Here is a 20,082-nt window from a genome sequence, read left to right as displayed (position 1 = left end):
TCTCAGTCCTTCTTCCGCTTGACCCGCCGCGCGGCCGGGACTGTCCGGCCCACGATCACGGTACGCCTCGACGGCTTCGCGGGCACGTCCTCCCGGCGGCCGCCGAGGGCCCGGCGCACGCCGTACCCGAAGGCGGCGACCTTGACCAGCGGGCCGCCGAAGGTGGAGGCGACGGTCGTGGACAGCGCGGAGGCGTTCGAGGTGACCTCCTGGACGTCCGAGGCGATCGCGTCGACCCGGTCGATCTGGGTCTGCGCGGAGCGCACCGCGGAGGAGGCGTCCGCCAGCAGTGGGACGGCCTGGTCGGTCACGTCCGCCACCAGCTTGGTGGTCGCCCTGAGCGTCTGGGCCAGCCTCGCCAGGGCCACGGCGAGGAAGGAGACCAGGATCGCCCAGAAGACGGCCACCAGGATCCCGGCCACCTCTCCACCGGACACTGCGCACCCGCTCCCTAAACGTGCCTGCACCTGAACGTGCCTGAACATCGAAAAAGTCGTGCACCGAGCCTATCGCGCCGGGGCTTGCGCTCCGTACCGGATTACGGCCCGGTCGAATATGCGCAAGCCCGCCGCCTCGCCCACCCGAAAGGGGCAGGGAGACGGCGGGCTGTTGCGCGGGTGGTGCTACGTCCGGGTCAGCGGGCGTAGTACTCGACGACGAGCTGCTCGTCGCAGATCACCGGGATCTCCTTGCGGTTCGGCTCGCGGTCCAGGCGGAACGCCAGGGCCTTGAGGTTCACCTGGAGGTAGCGCGGGGTCTCGCCGTCGGGGGCGAAGCCACCCTCGCGGGCGACCTGGAAGAGCGTCTTGTCACGGCTGCGCTCGCGGACCATCACGACGTCGTCCGGGCGGACGCGGAAGGACGGCTTGTCGACCTTCTGGCCGTTGACCTCGATGTGGCCGTGAACGACCATCTGACGGGCCTGGTAGATCGTGCGGGCGATGCCCGAACGCAGGACCAGGGCGTCGAGACGGCGCTCGAGCTCGATGATCAGGGCCTCACCGGTCTTGCCCTGAACCTTGGAGGCACGCTCGTAGGCGCGGACGAGCTGGCGCTCGGACACGTCGTACTGGGCGCGCAGACGCTGCTTCTCCAGCAGACGGACCTTGTAGTCCGAGTTCTGCTTGCGGCCACGGCCGTGCTCACCCGGCGGGTACGGACGGGCCTCGAAGTACTTGACGGCCTTCGGGGTCAGCGCGATGCCGAGGGCACGCGACTTCTTGACCTTGGGGCGGGACTGGTTCGCCACTTCTTTTCCTTTTCCTTGTCGGCTGCCTCAGGGTTAGGGGAGGTCGCATCCGCAGCCGGGGATTCCCGCCAGGTCCATGAGGGACCCGTCGGGCAGCCGCTCCCTGGTCTGGGCACATACGTGCAGCACACGAACGGCCCACCGACCGGTCCCGGGATTCCGGGCGGTGGTGGGCTGCCCGCGACACCTACGACGGTGCGCGACGCTCCTGGATCAAAAGATCCGGCTGGATGTCCCGCCTGAGGCGCCGACCGGAGTCGGACACGGGACTCAGCACTGCAGAAAAGTCTACAGGGGGCTCAGGACTGCTTTCGCCCGAGGTGCCTCCTGGTCCACTCGACCGCGTCCGCGTACCGCGCCTCCGCGCCGTGCCGGGTCGGGGTGTAGTACTCGCGGTCCTTGAGGGCGTCCGGCGCGTACTGCTGCTCGGCGATGCCCTCGGGCAGGTCGTGCGGGTAGACGTACCCCTGCCCGTGACCGAGCTTGCTCGCGCCCTTGTAGTGCGAGTCGCGCAGATGCGCGGGCACCGGCCCCGCCAACCCCTTGCGTACGTCGTCCAGGGCGGCGCCGATCGCGGTGGTCGCGGCGTTGGACTTGGGCGCGAGGGCCAGGGCGATGGTGGCGTGGCTGAGGGTGAGGGCGGCCTCGGGGAAGCCGATCATGGCGACGGCCTGGGCGGCGGCCACCGCGATGGGCAGGGCGTTCGGGTCGGCGAGGCCGATGTCCTCGCTGGCGGAGATCATCAGACGGCGGGCGATGAAGCGGGGGTCCTCGCCGGCCTCGATCATCCGGGCCAGATAGTGCAGCGCGGCGTCGACGTCGGAGCCGCGGATCGACTTGATGAGGGCGCTGGCCACGTCGTAGTGCTGGTCGCCGTCGCGGTCGTACTTCACGGCGGCGCGGTCGACCGTCTCCTCCAGCGTCGTGAGCCCGACCTCGGTCTCGCCCTTGTCGAGGGCGGCGCCGGCGGCGGCCTCCAGGGCGGTCAGGGCGCGGCGGGCGTCACCGCCCGCGATCCGCAGAAGGTGGGCCTCGGTGTCCTCGGGGAGGGAGACCGCGCTGTTCAGGCCACGTTCGTCGGTGAGGGCGCGCTGGATCAGGCCGCGTATGTCGTCGTCCGTGAGGGGTTCGAGGGTCAGCAGCAGGGAGCGGGAGAGCAGGGGGGAGATCACCGAGAAGTACGGGTTCTCGGTCGTGGCCGCGATCAGCGTCACCCAGCGGTTCTCGACGGCGGGCAGGAGAGAGTCCTGCTGGGCCTTGCTGAAGCGGTGGATCTCGTCGAGGAAGAGGACGGTCTCCTTGCCGAAGCCGCCGGTGGCGCGGCGGGCGCCGTCGATGACCGCGCGGACCTCCTTGACGCCGGCGGTGATCGCGGACAGCTCCACGAACCGCTTGTTGGTCGCCTTGGAGACGACGTACGCCAGGGTCGTCTTGCCGGTGCCGGGCGGGCCCCACAGGATCACCGAGGACGGGCCCGCCGGTCCCCCGGCGCCCTCGCCGACCAGTCGGCGCAGAGGTGAGCCGGGTTTCAGCAGGTGCTGCTGGCCCACGACCTCGTCGAGGGTGCGTGGGCGCATCCGCACCGCCAGGGGACTCGCGGTCGGGTCCTTCTCCTGGCGTTCTTCTGCGGCGGCGGTGAACAGGTCGGGCTCCACGCCAGAAACCCTAAATCACGGCACTGACAACGCCGCCGGGCGTGGCCTCAGGCCCAGAGCTGGCTGCCCCAGCGGGTCAGGATCAGCATGACGATGATGCCGACGTGCGTGACCGGCAGCACCCAGGTGAACTCGGCGAAGAACCGCTTGAGGCCGTCCGGCGCGGGCAGGAAGCCGTTGCGGATGTTGAACGAGGTCACGTACCAGAACATGACGATCGTGGCGACCCAGGCCAGCGAGCACCACAGGCACAGCGCGTTGATCCGGTACAGCGACTGGAACATCAGCCAGGCGCAGAAGATCACCCCGAAGAGTGTGCCGGCGTTGAAGGTGAGCCAGTACCAGCGCGGGAAGCGGGCCCGGGCGAGCAGGCTCATGCCGACGCAAATCACGATGCCGTAGGTGACCAGGCCCAGCATCGGATTGGGGAATCCGAAGGCGGAGGCCTGGGGGCTCTCCATGACGCTGCCGCAGGAGACGATCGGGTTGAGGCTGCAGCTCGGCGTGAACGTCTCGCCACGGGCCTTGGCTTCGAGGATCTTGAACTTGTCGAGCGTGATGACCCACGCGGCGAGCAGTCCTGCCGCGCCCGTGATCACCAACAGCAGGGCGAAGGCCCGGCTGCCGCCGACCGTACGCGGCTCGACGGCCGTGCCACGCGGCTGGGGCTCGGTGGAGACGTCGTTGATTGTGGTCTTGCTCATCACGCCGATTCCGTCACTTGAGGAGAGATCTGCTTCCGGCAGGCGACATTGTGCCGCACGCGCCTGTAAGTCCACCGTTGCACACAAGGGACGCATGCGGCCCGCCGATCGGTTCCGGACATATGTGAGGGCACCGGATGTCCCGTAGGACCTCTGGCGCCCTCACCGACGTGATCAGCCCAGCCGGGCTTCCAGTTCGGCCACGATCTCGTTGACGCCGACGGCCGTCTGCTCGCCGGACTCCATGTCCTTGAGCTGGACCACGCCCTCGGCGAGGTCGCGTTCGCCGGCCACGATCGTGTAGCGGGCGCCGCTGCGGTTGGCGTTCTTCATGGCGCCCTTGAGGCCCTTGCCGCCGTAGGAGAAGTCGGCGGCGATGCCGACCTTGCGCAGCTCGGTGACCTTGGCGAACAGCACCCGGCGGGCCTCCTCGCCGAGCGGTACCGCGAACACGCTGGTGGCGGCGGGGAGTTCCAGCTCGATGCCCTCCGCCTCCAGGGCGAGCACCGTGCGGTCGACGCCGAGGGCCCAGCCGACGGACGGCAGCGCGGGGCCGCCGATCATCTCGGACAGGCCGTCGTAGCGGCCGCCGCCGCCCACCGCGGACTGCGAGCCGAGTCCGTCGTGGACGAACTCGAAGGTGGTCCGCGTGTAGTAGTCCAGGCCGCGCACCAGCTTCGGGTCGTCCTCGAAGGCGACGCCCGCCGCGCTGATCAGCTCGCGGACCTCCTCGTGGTAGGCCTTGCAGGCGTCGCAGAGGTAGTCGCGCAGCAGCGGGGCGCCGGTCAGCTGCTTCTGGACCGACTCGCGCTTGTCGTCGAGGACGCGCAGGGGGTTGATCTCGGACCGGCGCAGGGTGTCCTCGTCGAGGTCCAGGCCGCGCAGGAAGTCCTGAAGGGCGGCCCGGTAGACGGGACGGCACTCCTTGTCGCCCAGGCTGTTGAGCAGGATCCGGAAGTTGCTCAGGCCCAGCGAGCGGTACGCCTGGTCGGCCAGGATGATCAACTCGGCGTCGAGGGCGGGGTCCTCCGCGCCGATGGCCTCGGCACCGACCTGGGAGAAGTGGCGGTAACGGCCCTTCTGGGGGCGCTCGTAGCGGTAGTACGAGCCCGAGTACCAGAGCTTGACCGGCAGGTTGCCCGCCTTGTGCAGGTTGGCCTCGAGGGCGGCGCGCAGCACGGACGCCGTGCCCTCGGGGCGCAGGGCGAGCCTGTCGCCGCCCTTGGTCTCGAAGGCGTACATCTCCTTGGTGACGATGTCGGTGGACTCGCCGACACCGCGCGCGAACAGCTCGACGTTCTCGAAGCCGGGCGTCTCGATGTAGCCGTAGCCGGAGTTACGCAGCGGGGCCGCGATCGCCTCGCGGACGGCCAGGTACTTGGCGCTGTCCGGCGGGATCAGGTCGTACGTGCCCTTGGGGGCCTTGAAGGTGCTCACGGAAGGTCTCTCGTCACATTCCTCGTCGGGGAGTCCCGGGGACTCCCTGGCCGGCGGCCACCTGCCGCAGATAAGGGTTGGTGGCGCGCTCCTGGCCGATGGTGGTCTGGGGGCCGTGGCCGGACAGCACCACGGTCGAGTCGTCGAGCGGCAGGCACACACGGGCCAGCGAGTCGAGCATCTCGGCCATGTCACCGCCGGGCAGGTCGGTGCGTCCGATGGAGCCGGCGAAGAGCAGATCCCCGGAGAAGAACACGGACGGGATGTCCGCGGCCTCGGGCATCCGGAAGGTCACCGACCCCTTGGTATGGCCCGGTGCATGCGCGACGGAGAACTCCAGACCGGCCAGCTCCAGCTTCGCCCCGTCGGTCAGCTCCTTGACGTCGTCCGGCTCCCCCACGGTCAGCTCGCCCATCAGCGGCATCCCGATGGAACGGCCGAGCGCCTTCTCGGGGTCGCTCAGCATGTACCGGTCGTCGGGGTGGATCCAGGCGGGTACGTCGTGTGCTCCGCAGACCGGGACGACCGAGGCCACGTGGTCGATGTGGCCGTGGGTGAGGACGACGGCGACGGGCTTGAGCCGATGCTTCTTCAGCGTTTCCTCGACTCCGGGGGCCGCTTCGTGGCCCGGGTCGATGATCACGCACTCCTCACCGGCGGCGGGGGCGACGAGATAGCAGTTCGTCCCCCAGGCCCCGGCGGGGAACCCGGCAATGAGCACGATCGTCCTTCGTTGTGTCGATACGGGCGGCTACGGCAGTGGTCAAGAGCCTACCGGCGCTGCCGATTCCTCAGCGAACCCATATACGGTACGGGGCACACGCAGGCGGTCGGCCCGCACAACGCACGCGTACCGGTCGACGTACGAGACGCATGAGGAGTAAATCCGGTGGTCAGCCAGGAACAGCGGCGGCGTCAGCTCGCCCGGGAGAAGTTCTTGCGGCAGCAGCAGCGGCGCACCGACGCCCGGCGCAAGGCGCGCACGCGCAATGCCGTGATCGCTTCGGCGCTCGGCGTGGTCCTGATCGGCAGCCTCGCGCTGTACACGACCGGCGTGCTCAAGGACGTCGACAAGACCAACGCGGGCGCGGAGGTCACGGAGAGCGCCTCGCCGTCCAAGGCACCGGACCCGTGCGACAAGCCGGCCGCCGGCAAGGTCAAGACGGAGACCTGGAAGAAGGAGCCGGCGATGACCATCGACAAGTCGGCCGACTACACGATGAAGCTCTCGACGACCTGCGGTGACATAGACATCGCGCTCAAGGCGTCGGCCGCTCCGCGTACGGTGAACTCGTTCAACTTCCTCGCGAACAAGGGCTACCTCGACCACACCAAGTGCCACCGGATGACCGACAGCGGCATCTTCGTGCTGCAGTGCGGCGACCCGACGGGCACCGGCAGCGGCGGTCCCGGGTACACGATTCCGGACGAGAACCTCAAGGACAAGAGCCTCAAGGGCGACGTCTACCCGGCGGGCACGGTCGCGATGGCCAACCAGTACAACGCGCAGACCGGCGAGGGCCGCAACTCCGGCGGCAGCCAGTTCTTCCTCGTCTACCAGGACAGTCCGCTGCCGCCCGACTACACGCCGTTCGGCACGGTGTCCGAGGCGGGCATGACCGTCCTCAAGAAGATCGCCGACGCCGGTGCGCAGGCCCCCGACCCCACGACGGGCAACACCGCGCCGAACGCGACGGTGGTGATCAACAAGGCCACGGTCAGCGCGTCCTGACCGCCCAACTGCACAATTTCGGTCGCGCGGGATGCGGACAGGTAACCCGCCGGTCGCCTATGTTGGCCGTGACGAAACTGTGGACGATGCCCGGGGGTGCTGAAGCCCCATGCAGGCATCATGTGGAGGAGGCGCTGTGAGCAGCGACCCGTGGGGCCGCGTCGACGAGACGGGGACCGTGTACGTGCGTACGGCCGACGGCGAGCAGGTCGTCGGTTCCTGGCAGGCCGGCTCCCCCGAGGAAGCGTTGGCCTACTTCGAGCGCAAGTACGAAGGCCTGGTTGTCGAGATCGGCCTCCTCGAGAAGCGAGTGCAGACCACCGACCTGTCGGCGAAGGACGCGATGGCGGCCATCGACCATCTGCGCGAGCAGGTCGACGCGCACCACGCGGTCGGTGATCTGGACGCGCTGCGGGCCCGGCTGGACAAGCTCGTCCAGACCGTGGAGGCGCGCCGGGAGGAGCGCAAGGCGCAGCGGGCGCGGCAGACCGACGAGGCCCGGCATGCCAAGGAGGCGCTGGTCGCCGAGGCGGAGGAGCTGGCCCAGTCCGACCAGTGGCGGGCTGCCGGTGAGCGGCTGCGGGCCCTGGTGGACACCTGGAAGGGGCTGCCGCGGCTGGACCGCAAGTCGGACGACGAGCTGTGGCACCGCTTCTCGCACGCCCGGTCGGCGTTCTCCAAGCGCCGCAAGGCGCACTTCGCGCAGCTGGACGCGCAGCGCGAGGAGGCCCGCAAGACCAAGGAGCGGCTGGTCGCCGAGGCGGAGGCGCTGTCGAGCTCGACGGACTGGGGTCCGACGGCCGCGCGTTACCGCGAGCTGATGACGGAGTGGAAGGCGGCGGGCCGCGCTCAGCGCGAGCACGAGGACGACCTGTGGAACCGCTTCCGCGGCGCCCAGGACGTGTTCTTCGCCGCCCGCAGCTCGGTCTTCGCCGAGCGGGACGCGGAGCAGGCGGAGAACCTCAAGCTCAAGGAGGAGCTGGCCGAGGAGGCCGAGAAGATCCTCCCGGTCACCGACCTGAAGGCCGCACGGGCCGCCTTCCGCTCGGTCAACGAGCGCTGGGAGGCCATCGGCCATGTGCCGCGCGACGCCCGGCCGAAGGTCGAGGGCCGGATGCACGCCGTGGAGCGGGCCATCCAGGAGGCCGAGGAGGCCGAGTGGCGCCGGACGAACCCGGAGGCACGCGCGCGTGCCGAGGGTCTGACCGGCCAGCTCCAGGCCGCCGTGGACAAGCTCACGAAGCAGATCGAGCAGGCGCGCGCCCAGGGCAACAACGCCAAGGCCGACAAGCTCGAAAAGGAGCTGGAGGGCCGCCAGGCGCTGCTGGACCAGGCGCTGAAGGGTCTGCAGGAGTTCGGCGGCTGACGATCCGGCCGAGATGAGAAGGGGCTCCCTGCGGGGAGCCCCTTCTTCGTGTCCGTACGGCGGTTACGACCTGCTGCGCGCCGACGTCACCCGGTACACGTCGTACACGCCCTCCACGCCCCGGACCGCCTTCAGGACGTGCCCGAGGTGCTTCGGGTCGCCCATCTCGAAGGTGAAGCGTGAGGTGGCGACGCGGTCGCGTGAGGTCTGGACGGCCGCGGACAGGATGTTGACGTGCTGGTCGGACAGCACGCGCGTGACGTCCGACAGCAGCCGGGAGCGGTCCAGGGCCTCGACCTGGATGGCGACCAGGAAGACCGACGACTGGGTGGGCGCCCACTCGACGTCGAGGATGCGCTCGGGCTCACGGGACAGCGACTCCACGTTCACACAGTCGCTGCGGTGAACCGATACACCGCTACCGCGCGTGACGAAACCGATGATCGGGTCACCGGGGACGGGCGTACAGCAGCGGGCCAGCTTGACCCACACGTCATCGACACCCTTGACGACCACGCCGGGGTCGGCGCTGGTACGGCGTTTGCGGCCGCGCCCGCGCGTGGGCGGCACGCTCTCGTCGATCTCCTCGGTGGCCGCCTCCTCGCCGCCGAAGGCCTGGACGAGCTTCTGCACGACGTTCTGCGCGGAGACATGGCCCTCGCCGATCGCCGCGTACAGCGCGGAGATGTCCGGGTAGCGCATCTCGTGCGCGAGGGTGACGAGGGAGTCGCCGGTGAGGATGCGCTGGATCGGCAGGTTCTGCTTGCGCATCGCGCGGACAATGGCGTCCTTGCCCTGCTCGATCGCCTCGTCGCGGCGCTCCTTGGAGAACCACGCCCGGATCTTGTTGCGGGCGCGCGGCGACTTCACAAAGCCCAGCCAGTCGCGGGAGGGGCCCGCGCCGGCCGCCTTGGAGGTGAAGACCTCCACCAGGTCGCCGTTGTCCAGGGTGGATTCGAGCGGTACGAGACGGCCGTTGACCCGCGCCCCTATGGTGCGGTGACCGACCTCGGTGTGCACGGCGTACGCGAAGTCCACGGGGGTGGCACCCGCGGGGAGCGCTATGACGTCGCCCTTGGGGGTGAAGACGAAGACCTCGTTGCGGGACAGGTCGAAGCGCAGCGACTCCAGGAACTCGCTGGGGTCCTCGGTCTCCTTCTGCCAGTCGAGGAGCTGCCGCAGCCACGCCATGTCGTTGATGGCGTCCTTGTCCTTGCCCGACGCCCTGGGCACGTCGGTGCGCACCTTGGAGGCGCCGGCGACGGCCTCCTGCTTGTACTTCCAGTGCGCGGCGATGCCGTACTCGGCGCGGCGGTGCATGTCGAACGTACGGATCTGGAGTTCGACCGGCTTGCCGTTGGGCCCGATGACCGTCGTGTGCAGCGACTGGTACATGTTGAACTTGGGCATCGCGATGTAGTCCTTGAACCGGCCGGGGACCGGATTCCATCGCGCGTGCACGGTGCCGAGGGCGGCGTAGCAGTCGCGGACGGTGTCGACAAGGACACGGATGCCCACCAGGTCGTAGATCTCCGCGAAGTCACGGCCGCGGACGATCATCTTCTGGTAGACGCTGTAGTAGTGCTTCGGGCGGCCGGTGACGGTCGCCTTGATGCGGGCGGCGCGCAGGTCCTGCTGGACCTCGTCGGTCACTATGGCCAGATACTCGTCACGCTTCGGAGCCCGCTCGGCCACCAGCCGTACGATCTCGTCGTACATCTTGGGGTAGAGGATCGCGAAGGCGAGGTCCTCCAGTTCCCACTTGATGGTGTTCATGCCGAGGCGGTGGGCGAGCGGCGCGTAGATCTCCAGGGTCTCGCGCGCCTTCTTCTCCTGCTTCTCGCGCTTGAGGTAGCGCATGGTGCGCATGTTGTGCAGGCGGTCGGCGAGCTTGATGACCAGGACGCGCGGGTCCTTGGCCATGGCGACGACCATCTTGCGCACGGTCTCGGCCTGCGCGGCCTCGCCGAACTTGACCTTGTCCAGCTTGGTGACGCCGTCGACGAGCAGGGCGACCACGTCGCCGAAGTCGCGGCGCAGGTCCTCCAGGCCGTACTCGGTGTCCTCGACGGTGTCGTGCAGCAGGCCCGCCATGAGAGTGGCCGGATCCATGCCCAGCTCGGCGAGGATCGTCGTCACCGCGAGGGGGTGCGTGATGTACGGGTCGCCGCTCTTGCGCTTCTGGCCGCGGTGCCAGCGCTCGGCGACCTGGTAGGCCCTCTCGATCTGGCGCAGCGTCGATGTCTCGATCTTGGGGTCGTTGCTGCGGACTATCCGCAGCAGGGGTTCCAGGACCGGGTTGTACGGGTTGGCGCGCTGGACGCCGAGGCGGGCCAGGCGGGCGCGGACGCGGTTGGAGGAGCCGGAGCGGGGCGTCTGGGGCGTCGCGGCGGGGCGGATCGGGGGCGTAGGCGCGGGGCGCTCGGGAGAGGGGGGCCCACCCGCTCGTGCGGAGTCGGAAGCCGGGGAAGGCTTGGGGCGCGGCTGCTCGGCGGCCTTCGCGACGGGCGCGGACTGGGCGTGCTCGACCGACCCGCGCGTGTCGTTCTTCGCGTGCTGCGCGGGCTGAGCCGCGGGGTCCGAGGCGCGCTCGGGCTTGGCGGCGGTCAGGTGCTGGGCCTCGTCTGGCAAGAGGGCTCCTCGTGCGCGATCCGGGTCCCCCGGTCAGGCTCCGGAGACCCCATGGTAGCGATCCTGAGCTCCAGGATCGCCTTCAGGCCGATGTGAGGGCCGTCTACCCGAGCAACGCCTGAGACGGGTTTCGGATTCCTCCGCCCCCACCTCAACGGTGTCACACGCCTTGCGCACGCCTTGCCTGCGCCTTACGCGCGGCTTGCGGGCACCCGGCGAGCGCTCCCCGAAGCAGCGAAGGCGCCCCTCGGATGGTGAGGGGCGCCTTCACAGGCAGGGTGCTGTCCGTCAGACCGTGAGCAGGGCCTCCAGCGGGGCACCGGCGAGAGCCGGTTCCAGGCGGGTACGGCCGTTCAGGAAGGCGAGTTCCATCAGGACGGCCAGGCCCGCGACCTCGGCGCCGGCCCGGCGGATGAGCTCCAGGGAGGCCTCCGCCGTGCCGCCGGTGGCGAGGACGTCGTCGACGACCAGGACGCGGTCGACCTCGGTGAGGTCCTCGGCGTGCACCTCGATCTCCGCCGAGCCGTACTCCAGGTCGTATGCCTGGCTCAGGGTCGCGCCGGGGAGCTTGCCCGCCTTGCGTACGGGGATGAAGCCGACGCCGGCCCGCACGGCGACCGGGGCGCCGAGGATGAAGCCGCGGGCCTCCAGGCCGACAACCTTCGTGGCGCCGGTGCGCTCCACGATCTCGGCCAGCGCGTCCGTCAGCGCGGTGAACGCCGACGGGTCCGCCAGCAGCGGGGTGATGTCCTTGAACATCACGCCCGGCTCCGGATAGTCGGCCACGTCACGGATGCGGCTGAGCAGCAGCGCCCTGATGTCGGTGAGCTCGGTCATCGGCGCTTCCCCGACGGTCGCCCACGCCCGCGCGTGCGGGACGCGGGCTGGTTGCGCGGGCCGACGACCGCGGGAGCGGCGTCCTCCGGCTCGTCGGCGAGCGGTTCACCGGCGCCGTCGACGGCCACCGTCTCGCCCTGGTCGGCACCCTGGGCCCGCTTGGCGAGGACCCGCTTCCTCAGCGCCTTCATCTGCGGCTCGCGCTCCTTGAGGTCGGCGACGAGCGGCGTGGCGATGAAGATCGAGGAGTACGCACCGGCCGCGAGGCCGACGAACAGCGACAGCGAGATGTCGTTGAGCATGCCCGCGCCGAGCACACCGCCACCGATGAACAGCAGGCCCGCCACCGGCAGCAGTGCGACGACCGTGGTGTTGATCGAGCGGACCAGGGTGCTGTTGATGGAGCGGTTGGCGATGTCGCTGTAGGTCCAGCGGGTCTGCTTGCCGATGTCCTTCGTCTGTTCCTTGAGGCTGTCGAAGACCACGACCGTGTCGTAGAGCGAGTAACCGAGGATCGTCAGCAGACCGATCACCGTGCCCGGTGTGACCTCGAAGCCCACGAGGGCGTAGATGCCGACCGTGATGGTGATGTCGTGGATCAGGGCGACGAACGCGGCGATCGCCATACGCCATTCGAAGGCGATCGCCAGATAGATCACGACGAGCACCAGGAAGATCGCGAGGCCCTGCCAGGCCTTGTTGGCGATCTGCTCGCCCCAGCTGGGGCCGACCAGTTCGGCGTTGATCTTCTCGGCGTCGACCTTCATGTCCTCGGCCAGCGCCTGGTTGATCCGGTCCGCCTGGCCCGTGTCGATGCCCGCGATCTGGATGCGGAGGCTGCCGTTGCCGAGCTGCTGGACGATCGCGTCGTGCCCGGAGGCCTCCTCCGCGTACTCCTCGGCCTGGGAGACCGAGACGGACGTCTTCGGCGTGGTGAAGACGGCACCGCCCTGGAACTCGATGCCCATGTTCAGGCCGCGCACCGCCAGGCCGACGATCGCCGTGATGGTGATCAGGATGGAGATGCCGTACCAGATCTTGCGGTTCTTGACGAAGTCGTAGCCGATCTCGCCACGATGCAGTCGGGCGCCGAGGTTGCCGAGCTTCGACATCTCACGCCTCCTTCGTTTCGACGGGGGCGACGGGACGTCGGGTGCGGCGCAGCGGCGGCTTGGCACCCAGGCTCTTCGGGTCGAGGCCGGACCACTTGTGGCCGCTCGCGAAGAAGTTGCGGCGGGCCATCAGGGTCAGCAGCGGCTTGGTGAAGAGGAACACCACGACCACGTCGAGCAGGGTGGTCAGGCCGAGCGTGAACGCGAAGCCCTGCACCTTGCCGACCGTGACGATGAACAGCACCGCGGCGGCGAGGAACGACACGAAGTCGGAGACCAGGATGGTGCGCCGGGCGCGCGGCCAGGCCCGCTCGACGGCGGGGCGCAGCGAGCGGCCCTCGCGGATCTCGTCCCGGACCCGTTCGAAGTACACGATGAACGAGTCCGCCGTGATGCCGATGGCGACGATGGCACCGCAGACGGCCGGCAGGTTCAGCGCGAAGCCGATGGTCGGGCCGAGCACCGACATGATCGTGTAGGTGAGGGCGGCGGAGACCAGCAGCGAGAGGATCGCGATGAACGACAGGCCGCGGTAGTAGACCAGCAGGTAGATCACGACCAGGGCGAGACCGATGGCGCCCGCGATCAGACCGGCCTGAAGCTGGTCGCCGCCGAGCGCCGCGGTCACCGTGGTGACGCTCTCCTCGCGGAAGGTCAGCGGCAGGGCGCCGTACGACAGCATGTTGGCGAGGCCCTGGGCTTCCTCCTGCGTGAAGCTGCCGGAGATCTCGGCGTTGCCGCCGGTGATCGACTGGCTGACGTAGGGGCTGGAGACGACCTCGCCGTCGAGGACGATGCCGAACTGGTTCTGCGGGGACTGGTTCTGGGCGAGCTTGCCGGTGATGTCGGCGAACTTCTTGGCACCGGCGTCGGTGAAGTCCATCTGGACCTTCCAGCCGGCGCCGCTCTGGGTGTCGTAGACGGCCTGCGCGTCGTCGACCTCGGTGCCGTCGACGGCGGCCGGGCCGAGCAGGTACTTGTACCAGACGCCGTCGATCTCACCGCAGCCCACGGTGGACTCGGTGGGCTTGGCGCCTTCGCCGGTGGTGGCGCGGACGGCCTTCTTGCTGCAGTCCAGCGCCGCGTACTCCGCCTGGAGCTTGCTGTCGTCGTCGCCGGTGGCGCCGCTGCTCGCCGACGGGGAGCCGCTGGGAGAGGCGGAGCCGGTCGCCGAGGGGGTGGGGTCGGCCTTCAGCGCGTCCGTGACGGCACGGCCCTGGGTGGTCGCGGTGGCCGAGGGGGTCGCGCTCTGGCTCGCGGAGTCCGACGCGGAGGGGCTCGCCGAGCCGGTGGCCTTGTCCTTGTCGCCGGAGGAGGCGCTGGAGGAGGCGCTGGGCGAGGGGGTCGGCGCGCCGTTGCCGCCGGAGGGCTCGGTGGCCAGGACCGGGCGGAAGTAGAGCTTGGCGGTGGTGCCGACCTGTTCCCGGGCCTGCTGTGAGTTGGTGCCCTTGGGAATGTTGACGATGATGTTGCGATCGCCCTGCGTCTGGACCTCGGCCTCCGAGACACCCAGACCGTTGACGCGGCGCTCCATGATGTCGACCGCGGTCTTCATGTTGGTCGGGTTGATCGCGGCCTCGTTGCCGTCCTCGGGAACAGCCCCGAGCGTGATGCTCGTACCACCGGCCAGGTCGATGCCGAGACGCGGAGTGGTGTGCCCGGAGGCGAACATTCCCCCGGTGAGCGCCACGATGGCGATCAGGATCAGGACCAGCGAGCGCCATGGCTTGCTCTGAGCGCTCGCGCTCCGGCCCTTTTTAGGTGCTGCCACCTTCTCGTACTCCCTCTCGGGCCGCCTCACTCCGGGTCAGCGGGCGGGCGGCCATGACATGGTGTCGGGATCCCGTGCGGGATGCGCATGTCCCGGGCACGCGAGCCCGGCCCGCGCACACCGGGACATGACTACTTCGCGTCGGCGTCGCCGTCGGTCTTCTTCGGCTCCTCGCCCTGCTTCGCCTCGGCGGCGGGCTCCTCGTCCGCGTCCTTCTTGCCGAGGTCGACGGACTTCTCGTCGGAGGGGGCGGCGTCGACCGGCTCGTCGGTCTCGGTGAGGGAGGAGGCGTCGTCCGGGACGGTGTCCGCGTCGGCCTTCAGGTCGTGCTCGATGCCGTGCACGATGCGGTTGTACTCGTCGTCGGAGAGCACCGCACCGATGGAGTTCTTGGCGAACAGGAGGTCGACGCCCGGGCCGGCGTCGAGGAGGACCGTGTCCTCGTTGACCTCCTTGACCGTTGCGTACATGCCCCCGATGGTGCGGACTCCGGAACCGGGCTGCATCTGGTTCCGCATGTCGGCGGCGGCCTGCTGCTTCTTCTTGGCCGAGCGGGTCATCAGGATCATGGCCCCGATGAGCACAATGAACGGGAGGAGGGTCACGAGGCTATTCACGGGACGATTTTCCTTCGCACGACCGCGCAGGTGGGCGGCCTGTTGGCTGGGGGTATGTCAGCCGCCGAGGATGGCGGCATCGGCGGAGTCTAAGCGAGTCCGCGCGCATGGAACAACGCTCAGCATGGCACCCGGGTTCCTGGTCCGGCCAATCCCTCGCCGTCATGCCTGCCGTCACGCCCCGAACAGGTCCTGTTGTCCGTTTCCCGCGGCGCCCGAGCGGGGCGGGGTCAGGCCGAGATGCGCCCAGGCGGCGGGTGTGGCGACCCGGCCGCGCGGGGTGCGGGCGAGCAGGCCCTCCCTTACGAGGAACGGCTCGGCGACCTCTTCTACGGTCTCGCGCTCCTCCCCCACCGCCACGGCGAGCGTGGACAGGCCGACCGGTCCGCCGCCGAACAGCTTCAGCAGCGCTTCGAGCACGCCGCGGTCGAGGCGGTCCAGGCCGCGGGCGTCGACCTCGTAGACCTGCAGCGCCGCCGCGGCGATCTCGCGCGTGATGATCCCGTCGGCCTTGACCTGCGCGTAGTCCCGGACGCGGCGCAGCAGCCGGTTGGCGATCCGGGGCGTGCCGCGGGAGCGGCCGGCGATCTCGGCGGCTCCGTCGGTGTCGATCTCGACGTCGAGCAGGTTCGCCGAGCGGTGGATGACGCGCTCCAGCTCGGCGGGCTCGTAGAACTCCATGTGCGCGGTGAAGCCGAAGCGGTCGCGCAGCGGGGGCGGCAGCAGGCCCGCGCGCGTGGTGGCCCCGACCAGGGTGAACGGGGGCAGCTCCAGGGGGATGGCGGTGGCGCCGGGGCCCTTGCCGACGATGACGTCGACGCGGAAGTCCTCCATCGCCATGTACAGCATCTCCTCGGCGGGCCGGGACATGCGGTGGATCTCGTCGAGGAAGAGGACCTCGCCCTCCTGGAGGGAGGAGAGGATGGCGGCGAGGTCGCCGGCGTGCTGGATGGCGGGGCCGGACGTGATGCGGATCGGGGCGCCCATCTCGGCCGCGATGATCATGGAGAGGGTGGTCTTGCCGAGGCCCGGGGCGCCGGAGAGCAGCACATGGTCGGCGGTGGCGCCCCGCGCGCGTGCGGCGCGCAGGACGAGGTCGAGCTGCTCGCGGACCTTCTCCTGGCCGATGAACTCGCCCAGGTCCTTGGGCCGCAGCGCGGCCTCGACGGCCTGGTCCTCACGGTCGGCGGACGCACCGACGAGCCGCTCGGGGGCGGGGGTGTCGGTCGAGTCGTCCCAGTTCATGGAGTGTGCCTCGGGGGTTGCGGTTGGGGTTGCGGTCGGACGGGTCGTACGGGGGCTGTTTCAGGCCGCTTCGGACGCGGGCCCCGCCTGTTTCAGCGCGCTCTGTTCAGAGTCTGCAACGCCGCCTTCAGCAACTGCCCCACCTGGGGCGTGCCGTCGGTGGCCTCGGCCTGGGGGGCGACCGCGGCGACCGCCTCGTCGGCCTCCCGGGTCGCGTACCCGAGGCCGATCAGGGCGGCGTGCAGCTGGTCGCGCCAGCCGGTGCTGACCGGCGCGCCGACCGCGGGGGCGCCGATCGGCTCGCCCAGGCGGTCCTTCAGCTCCAGCAGCAGCTTCTGCGCACCCTTCTTGCCGATGCCGGGGACGGCCGTGAGCGCCTTCTCGTCGCCGGTCGCGACGGCGCGCCGCAGGGCGTCCGGGGTGTGCACGGCGAGCATGGCCTGGGCGAGCCGGGGGCCGACCCCGCTCGCGGTCTGGAGCAGCTCGAAGACCTGCCGCTCGTCGTCGTCCGCGAAGCCGTACAGCGTGAGGGAGTCCTCCCGTACGACGAGGGAGGTGGCGAGCTTGGCGGGCTTGCCGACCCGGAGCGTCGACAACGTGTTGGGCGTGCATTGGACGGCCATGCCGACACCGCCGACCTCGACCACCGCGGCGTCGGGAGCGAGTGCGGCGACCGTGCCGCTGACGAAGGCGATCATGCCGTACGGCCTTTCGATGCGGTTGCTTTTGCGGTGTGCAGGGCGACGGCCTGCTGGAGGCGGTTCTGGGCGGGGGCGCGCCAGATGTGGCAGATGGCGAGTGCGAGGGCGTCGGCGGCGTCGGCCGGTTTCGGCGGTGCGTCGAGCCTTAGCAGCCGGGTGACCATGGTGCCGACCTGCGCCTTGTCGGCGCGTCCGGTGCCGGTGACGGCGGCCTTGACCTCGCTGGGGGTGTGCAGGGCGACGGGGATGCCGCGGCGGGCCGCGCAGAGCATGGCGACGGCGCTGGCCTGGGCGGTGCCCATCACCGTGCGCACGTTGTGCTGGCTGAACACCCGCTCCACGGCCACGAATTCGGGCCGGTGCTCGTCGAGCCACTGCTCGATGCCCCGCTCGATGGCGACCAGCCGGAGCCCCAACTCCGCGTCCACCGGCGTGCGGACGACTCCGACGCCGAGCATCGTGAGCGGCCGCCCGGGAACCCCCTCGACGACGCCGACGCCGCACCGGGTCAGCCCCGGGTCCACCCCCAGTACGCGCACCCGCCCCTCCTTCGCTCGCCTGTTTGTGCAGGCTATCGGGTGCCACCGACAACGCCCCGCTCCAACGCCCGGCAAAGCGACGGGCCGACGGGGTGTCCCGTCGGCCCGTGGCGCTCGTGCGACGGCGTTACGCCTCGACCTTCTCCATGATCTCGTCGCTCACGTCGAAGTTGGCGAAGACGTTCTGCACGTCGTCGCTGTCCTCCAGCGCGTCGATCAGCTTGAAGATCTTCTTGGCGCCCTCCTCGTCCAGCTCGACCTGGACGGACGGCACGAAGTTGGCCTCGGCGGAGTCGTAGTCGATGCCGGCGTCCTGCAGGGCCGTGCGGACCGCGACCAGGTCGGTGGCCTCGCTGATCACCTCGAAGTTCTCACCGAGGTCGTTGACCTCCTCGGCGCCCGCGTCCAGGACGGCACCCAGGACGTCGTCCTCGGTCAGCTCGCCCTTGGGGACGATGACGACGCCCTTGCGGTTGAACAGGTACGACACGGAGCCCGGGTCGGCCATGGAGCCGCCGTTGCGGGTCATGGCGACGCGGACCTCGGAAGCGGCGCGGTTGCGGTTGTCGGTGAGGCACTCGATGAGCACCGCGACGCCGTTCGGGCCGTAACCCTCGTACATGATCGTCTCGTAGTCGGCACCGCCGGCCTCCAGGCCCGCGCCGCGCTTGACCGCCGAGTCGATGTTCTTGTTGGGGACCGACGACTTCTTCGCCTTCTGGATGGCGTCGTACAGCGTCGGGTTGCCCTCGGGGTCCGCGCCGCCCATTCGGGCGGCGACCTCGATGTTCTTGATCAGCTTCGCGAAGAGCTTGCCGCGCTTGGCATCGATCACGGCCTTCTTGTGCTTCGTCGTGGCCCATTTAGAGTGGCCGGACATCTGCCTGTCTCCTTCGCGTAACCCATCTCTGCAACGAACGCCAGAGATCCTACAAGGACTCCGCTGTCCGGTTCGCGCGCACCATGTCCACGAACAGGCTGTGCACGCGGTGGTCGCCGGTCAGTTCCGGGTGGAACGACGTGGCGAGGGCGTTGCCCTCGCGGACCGCGACGATGTGGCCGTCGTGCTCGGCGAGCACCTCGGCCCGGGCGCCGACGGACTCGACCCAGGGGGCGCGGATGAAGACGCCCTCCACAGGATCGCCCGTGATGCCCTTGACGTCGACCGCCGCCTCGAAGGACTCGTTCTGGCGCCCGAAGGCGTTGCGGCGCACGATCATGTCGATGCCGCCGATGGTCTCCTGGCCCGAGCGCGGGTCGAGGATCTTGTCGGCCAGCATGATCATGCCCGCGCAGGTGCCGTAGACGGGCATACCGTCCTGCACACGCGCGCGGAGGGGCTCCATCACGCCGAACAGGATGGCCAGCTTGGAGATGGTGGTGGACTCGCCGCCGGGGATGACGAGGCCGTCGACCTCGGCGAGCTCTTCGGGGCGCCGCACCGGCCTGGCCACGGCGTCGGCCGCGGCCAGGGCGATGAGGTGCTCCCGTACGTCGCCCTGGAGGGCCAGGACGCCGATGACAGGGGCTTCGTTGCTCATGGGGTGATTACCAGCCGCGGTTGGCGTAGCGCTCGGCCTCGGGGAGGGTGTCGCAGTTGATGCCGACCATGGCCTCGCCGAGGTTGCGGGACGCGTCCGCGATGATCTTCGGGTCGTCGTAGAAGGTGGTGGCCTTCACGATGGCGGCGGCGCGCTTGGCGGGGTCGCCGGACTTGAAGATGCCGGAGCCGACGAAGACGCCCTCGGCGCCGAGCTGGCGCATCAGCGCGGCGTCGGCGGGGGTGGCCACGCCACCGGCGGAGAACAGCACGACCGGCAGCTTGCCCAGCTCGGCGACCTCCTTGACCAGCTCGTACGGGGCGCGCAGCTCCTTGGCGGCGGCGTACAGCTCGTGGTTGTCGTAGCCGCGCAGGCGGGCGATCTCGTTCTTGATCTGGCGAAGGTGGCGGACGGCCTCGACGACGTTGCCGGTGCCGGCCTCGCCCTTGGAGCGGATCATGGCCGCGCCCTCGGCGATCCGGCGCAGGGCCTCACCGAGGTTGGTGGCGCCGCAGACGAACGGGGTGGTGAACGCCCACTTGTCGGAGTGGTTGACCTCGTCGGCGGGGGTGAGGACCTCGGACTCGTCGATGTAGTCGACGCCGAGCGACTGCAGGACCTGGGCCTCGACGAAGTGGCCGATGCGGGACTTGGCCATGACCGGGATCGAGACGGCGTTGATGATGCCCTCGATCATGTCCGGGTCGGACATCCGGGCCACGCCGCCGTCCTTGCGGATGTCGGCGGGGACGCGCTCAAGGGCCATGACGGCGACGGCGCCCGCGTCCTCGGCGATCTTCGCCTGCTCCGGCGTGACGACGTCCATGATCACGCCACCCTTGAGCTGCTCGGCCATGCCGCGCTTCACGCGGGCGGTGCCGGTCTCGGGGGCCTGGTTGTCGGAGAGCGTGCTGGACACGGGTGACCTCACTGATGGGAAAGAGG

Annotated in this window: 19 protein-coding genes; 2 read left to right on the top strand and 17 right to left on the bottom strand. The window is 69.8% G+C overall.

The features are described 5' to 3' along the window. Nucleotides 1-2: 2 nt before the first annotated feature. From SSP24_RS11350 to SSP24_RS11325, 6 genes are all read right to left on the bottom strand, one after another. Nucleotides 3-437 (bottom strand): DUF948 domain-containing protein, encoded by a 435-nt coding sequence (locus SSP24_RS11350; RefSeq protein WP_167529564.1) that lies wholly within the window; start codon nucleotides 435-437, stop codon nucleotides 3-5. 197 nt (nucleotides 438-634) lie between these two features. Then, nucleotides 635-1,249, bottom strand: coding sequence for a 30S ribosomal protein S4 (gene rpsD, locus SSP24_RS11345; RefSeq protein ID WP_141309379.1), 615 nt, complete (start codon nucleotides 1,247-1,249; stop codon nucleotides 635-637). Between the two features lie 299 nt (nucleotides 1,250-1,548). Continuing rightward, entirely contained in the window at nucleotides 1,549-2,904 is a 1,356-nt protein-coding gene (locus SSP24_RS11340; protein WP_141309378.1) for a replication-associated recombination protein A, read from the bottom strand. A gap of 47 nt (nucleotides 2,905-2,951) precedes the next feature. Further along, the gene (locus SSP24_RS11335) at nucleotides 2,952-3,608 is read right to left on the bottom strand and encodes a vitamin K epoxide reductase family protein (protein WP_174864640.1); all 657 of its coding nucleotides are present in this window, start codon (nucleotides 3,606-3,608) and stop codon (nucleotides 2,952-2,954) included. A gap of 174 nt (nucleotides 3,609-3,782) precedes the next feature. Continuing rightward, on the bottom strand, nucleotides 3,783-5,045 hold the full coding sequence (gene hisS / locus SSP24_RS11330) for a histidine--tRNA ligase (RefSeq protein ID WP_141309376.1): 1,263 nt from the start codon (nucleotides 5,043-5,045) through the stop codon (nucleotides 3,783-3,785). Nucleotides 5,046-5,058: 13 nt separating this feature from the next. Next, a complete protein-coding gene (locus SSP24_RS11325; RefSeq protein WP_141309375.1) occupies nucleotides 5,059-5,766 on the bottom strand; it encodes an MBL fold metallo-hydrolase in 708 nt (235 codons plus the stop codon). 168 nt (nucleotides 5,767-5,934) lie between these two features. Between SSP24_RS11325 and SSP24_RS11320 the strand changes: the two genes are divergently transcribed. Continuing rightward, nucleotides 5,935-6,777, top strand: a complete 843-nt coding sequence (locus SSP24_RS11320) for a peptidylprolyl isomerase (protein ID WP_141309374.1) — start codon at nucleotides 5,935-5,937, stop codon at nucleotides 6,775-6,777. A 136-nt stretch (nucleotides 6,778-6,913) separates the two neighbouring features. After that, nucleotides 6,914-8,143, top strand: coding sequence for a DUF349 domain-containing protein (locus SSP24_RS11315; protein WP_141309373.1), 1,230 nt, complete (start codon nucleotides 6,914-6,916; stop codon nucleotides 8,141-8,143). A 63-nt stretch (nucleotides 8,144-8,206) separates the two neighbouring features. Here the strand turns inward: SSP24_RS11315 and SSP24_RS11310 are convergent, their stop codons facing one another. The 11 genes from SSP24_RS11310 to pdxS all read right to left on the bottom strand — a co-directional run bounded on the left by SSP24_RS11310 (nucleotide 8,207) and on the right by pdxS (nucleotide 20,056). Then, the gene (locus SSP24_RS11310) at nucleotides 8,207-10,774 is read right to left on the bottom strand and encodes a RelA/SpoT family protein (RefSeq protein WP_141309372.1); all 2,568 of its coding nucleotides are present in this window, start codon (nucleotides 10,772-10,774) and stop codon (nucleotides 8,207-8,209) included. 288 nt (nucleotides 10,775-11,062) lie between these two features. After that, nucleotides 11,063-11,611: an adenine phosphoribosyltransferase gene (locus tag SSP24_RS11300; RefSeq protein ID WP_141309370.1), complete on the bottom strand. Its 549-nt coding sequence runs from the start codon at nucleotides 11,609-11,611 to the stop codon at nucleotides 11,063-11,065. Further along, nucleotides 11,608-12,723, bottom strand: a complete 1,116-nt coding sequence (gene secF, locus SSP24_RS11295; RefSeq protein ID WP_141309369.1) for a protein translocase subunit SecF — start codon at nucleotides 12,721-12,723, stop codon at nucleotides 11,608-11,610. The genes SSP24_RS11300 and secF overlap by 4 nt, the downstream gene beginning before the upstream one ends. A 1-nt stretch (nucleotide 12,724) precedes the next feature. Continuing rightward, nucleotides 12,725-14,494: a protein translocase subunit SecD gene (secD, locus tag SSP24_RS11290; RefSeq protein WP_141309368.1), complete on the bottom strand. Its 1,770-nt coding sequence runs from the start codon at nucleotides 14,492-14,494 to the stop codon at nucleotides 12,725-12,727. 131 nt (nucleotides 14,495-14,625) lie between these two features. Then, entirely contained in the window at nucleotides 14,626-15,111 is a 486-nt protein-coding gene (gene yajC / locus SSP24_RS11285) for a preprotein translocase subunit YajC (RefSeq protein WP_268255078.1), read from the bottom strand. A 174-nt stretch (nucleotides 15,112-15,285) separates the two neighbouring features. Further along, nucleotides 15,286-16,356 (bottom strand): Holliday junction branch migration DNA helicase RuvB, encoded by a 1,071-nt coding sequence (ruvB, locus tag SSP24_RS11280; protein ID WP_141309367.1) that lies wholly within the window; start codon nucleotides 16,354-16,356, stop codon nucleotides 15,286-15,288. Nucleotides 16,357-16,448: 92 nt separating this feature from the next. Continuing rightward, nucleotides 16,449-17,054, bottom strand: a complete 606-nt coding sequence (ruvA, locus tag SSP24_RS11275) for a Holliday junction branch migration protein RuvA (RefSeq protein WP_141309366.1) — start codon at nucleotides 17,052-17,054, stop codon at nucleotides 16,449-16,451. Continuing rightward, nucleotides 17,051-17,596 (bottom strand): crossover junction endodeoxyribonuclease RuvC, encoded by a 546-nt coding sequence (gene ruvC, locus SSP24_RS11270; protein ID WP_141309365.1) that lies wholly within the window; start codon nucleotides 17,594-17,596, stop codon nucleotides 17,051-17,053. The genes ruvA and ruvC overlap by 4 nt, the downstream gene beginning before the upstream one ends. Before the next feature lie 127 nt (nucleotides 17,597-17,723). Next, a complete protein-coding gene (locus SSP24_RS11265) occupies nucleotides 17,724-18,476 on the bottom strand; it encodes a YebC/PmpR family DNA-binding transcriptional regulator (protein WP_141309364.1) in 753 nt (250 codons plus the stop codon). 49 nt (nucleotides 18,477-18,525) lie between these two features. Further along, the gene (gene pdxT, locus SSP24_RS11260; protein ID WP_141309363.1) at nucleotides 18,526-19,137 is read right to left on the bottom strand and encodes a pyridoxal 5'-phosphate synthase glutaminase subunit PdxT; all 612 of its coding nucleotides are present in this window, start codon (nucleotides 19,135-19,137) and stop codon (nucleotides 18,526-18,528) included. A 7-nt stretch (nucleotides 19,138-19,144) separates the two neighbouring features. Continuing rightward, entirely contained in the window at nucleotides 19,145-20,056 is a 912-nt protein-coding gene (pdxS, locus tag SSP24_RS11255; protein WP_141309362.1) for a pyridoxal 5'-phosphate synthase lyase subunit PdxS, read from the bottom strand. Nucleotides 20,057-20,082 lie beyond the last annotated feature (26 nt).

The sequence above is a fragment of the Streptomyces spinoverrucosus genome, assembly GCF_006539505.1.
GTDB lineage: Bacteria > Actinomycetota > Actinomycetes > Streptomycetales > Streptomycetaceae > Streptomyces > Streptomyces spinoverrucosus.
This window is presented reverse-complemented; position numbering and strand designations above follow the sequence as displayed.

Excerpts from the sequence above, each read along its gene's own strand:
- SSP24_RS11335 (WP_174864640.1), bottom strand. The coding sequence starts at position 3,608 with ATGAGCAAGACCACAATCAACGACGTCTCCACCGAGCCCCAGCCGCGT.
- SSP24_RS11300 (WP_141309370.1), bottom strand. The coding sequence starts at position 11,611 with ATGACCGAGCTCACCGACATCAGGGCGCTGCTGCTCAGCCGCATCCGT.
- secF (WP_141309369.1), bottom strand. The coding sequence starts at position 12,723 with ATGTCGAAGCTCGGCAACCTCGGCGCCCGACTGCATCGTGGCGAGATC.
- ruvB (WP_141309367.1), bottom strand. The coding sequence starts at position 16,356 with ATGAACTGGGACGACTCGACCGACACCCCCGCCCCCGAGCGGCTCGTC.
- ruvA (WP_141309366.1), bottom strand. The coding sequence starts at position 17,054 with ATGATCGCCTTCGTCAGCGGCACGGTCGCCGCACTCGCTCCCGACGCC.
- SSP24_RS11265 (WP_141309364.1), bottom strand. The coding sequence starts at position 18,476 with ATGTCCGGCCACTCTAAATGGGCCACGACGAAGCACAAGAAGGCCGTG.
- pdxT (WP_141309363.1), bottom strand. The coding sequence starts at position 19,137 with ATGAGCAACGAAGCCCCTGTCATCGGCGTCCTGGCCCTCCAGGGCGAC.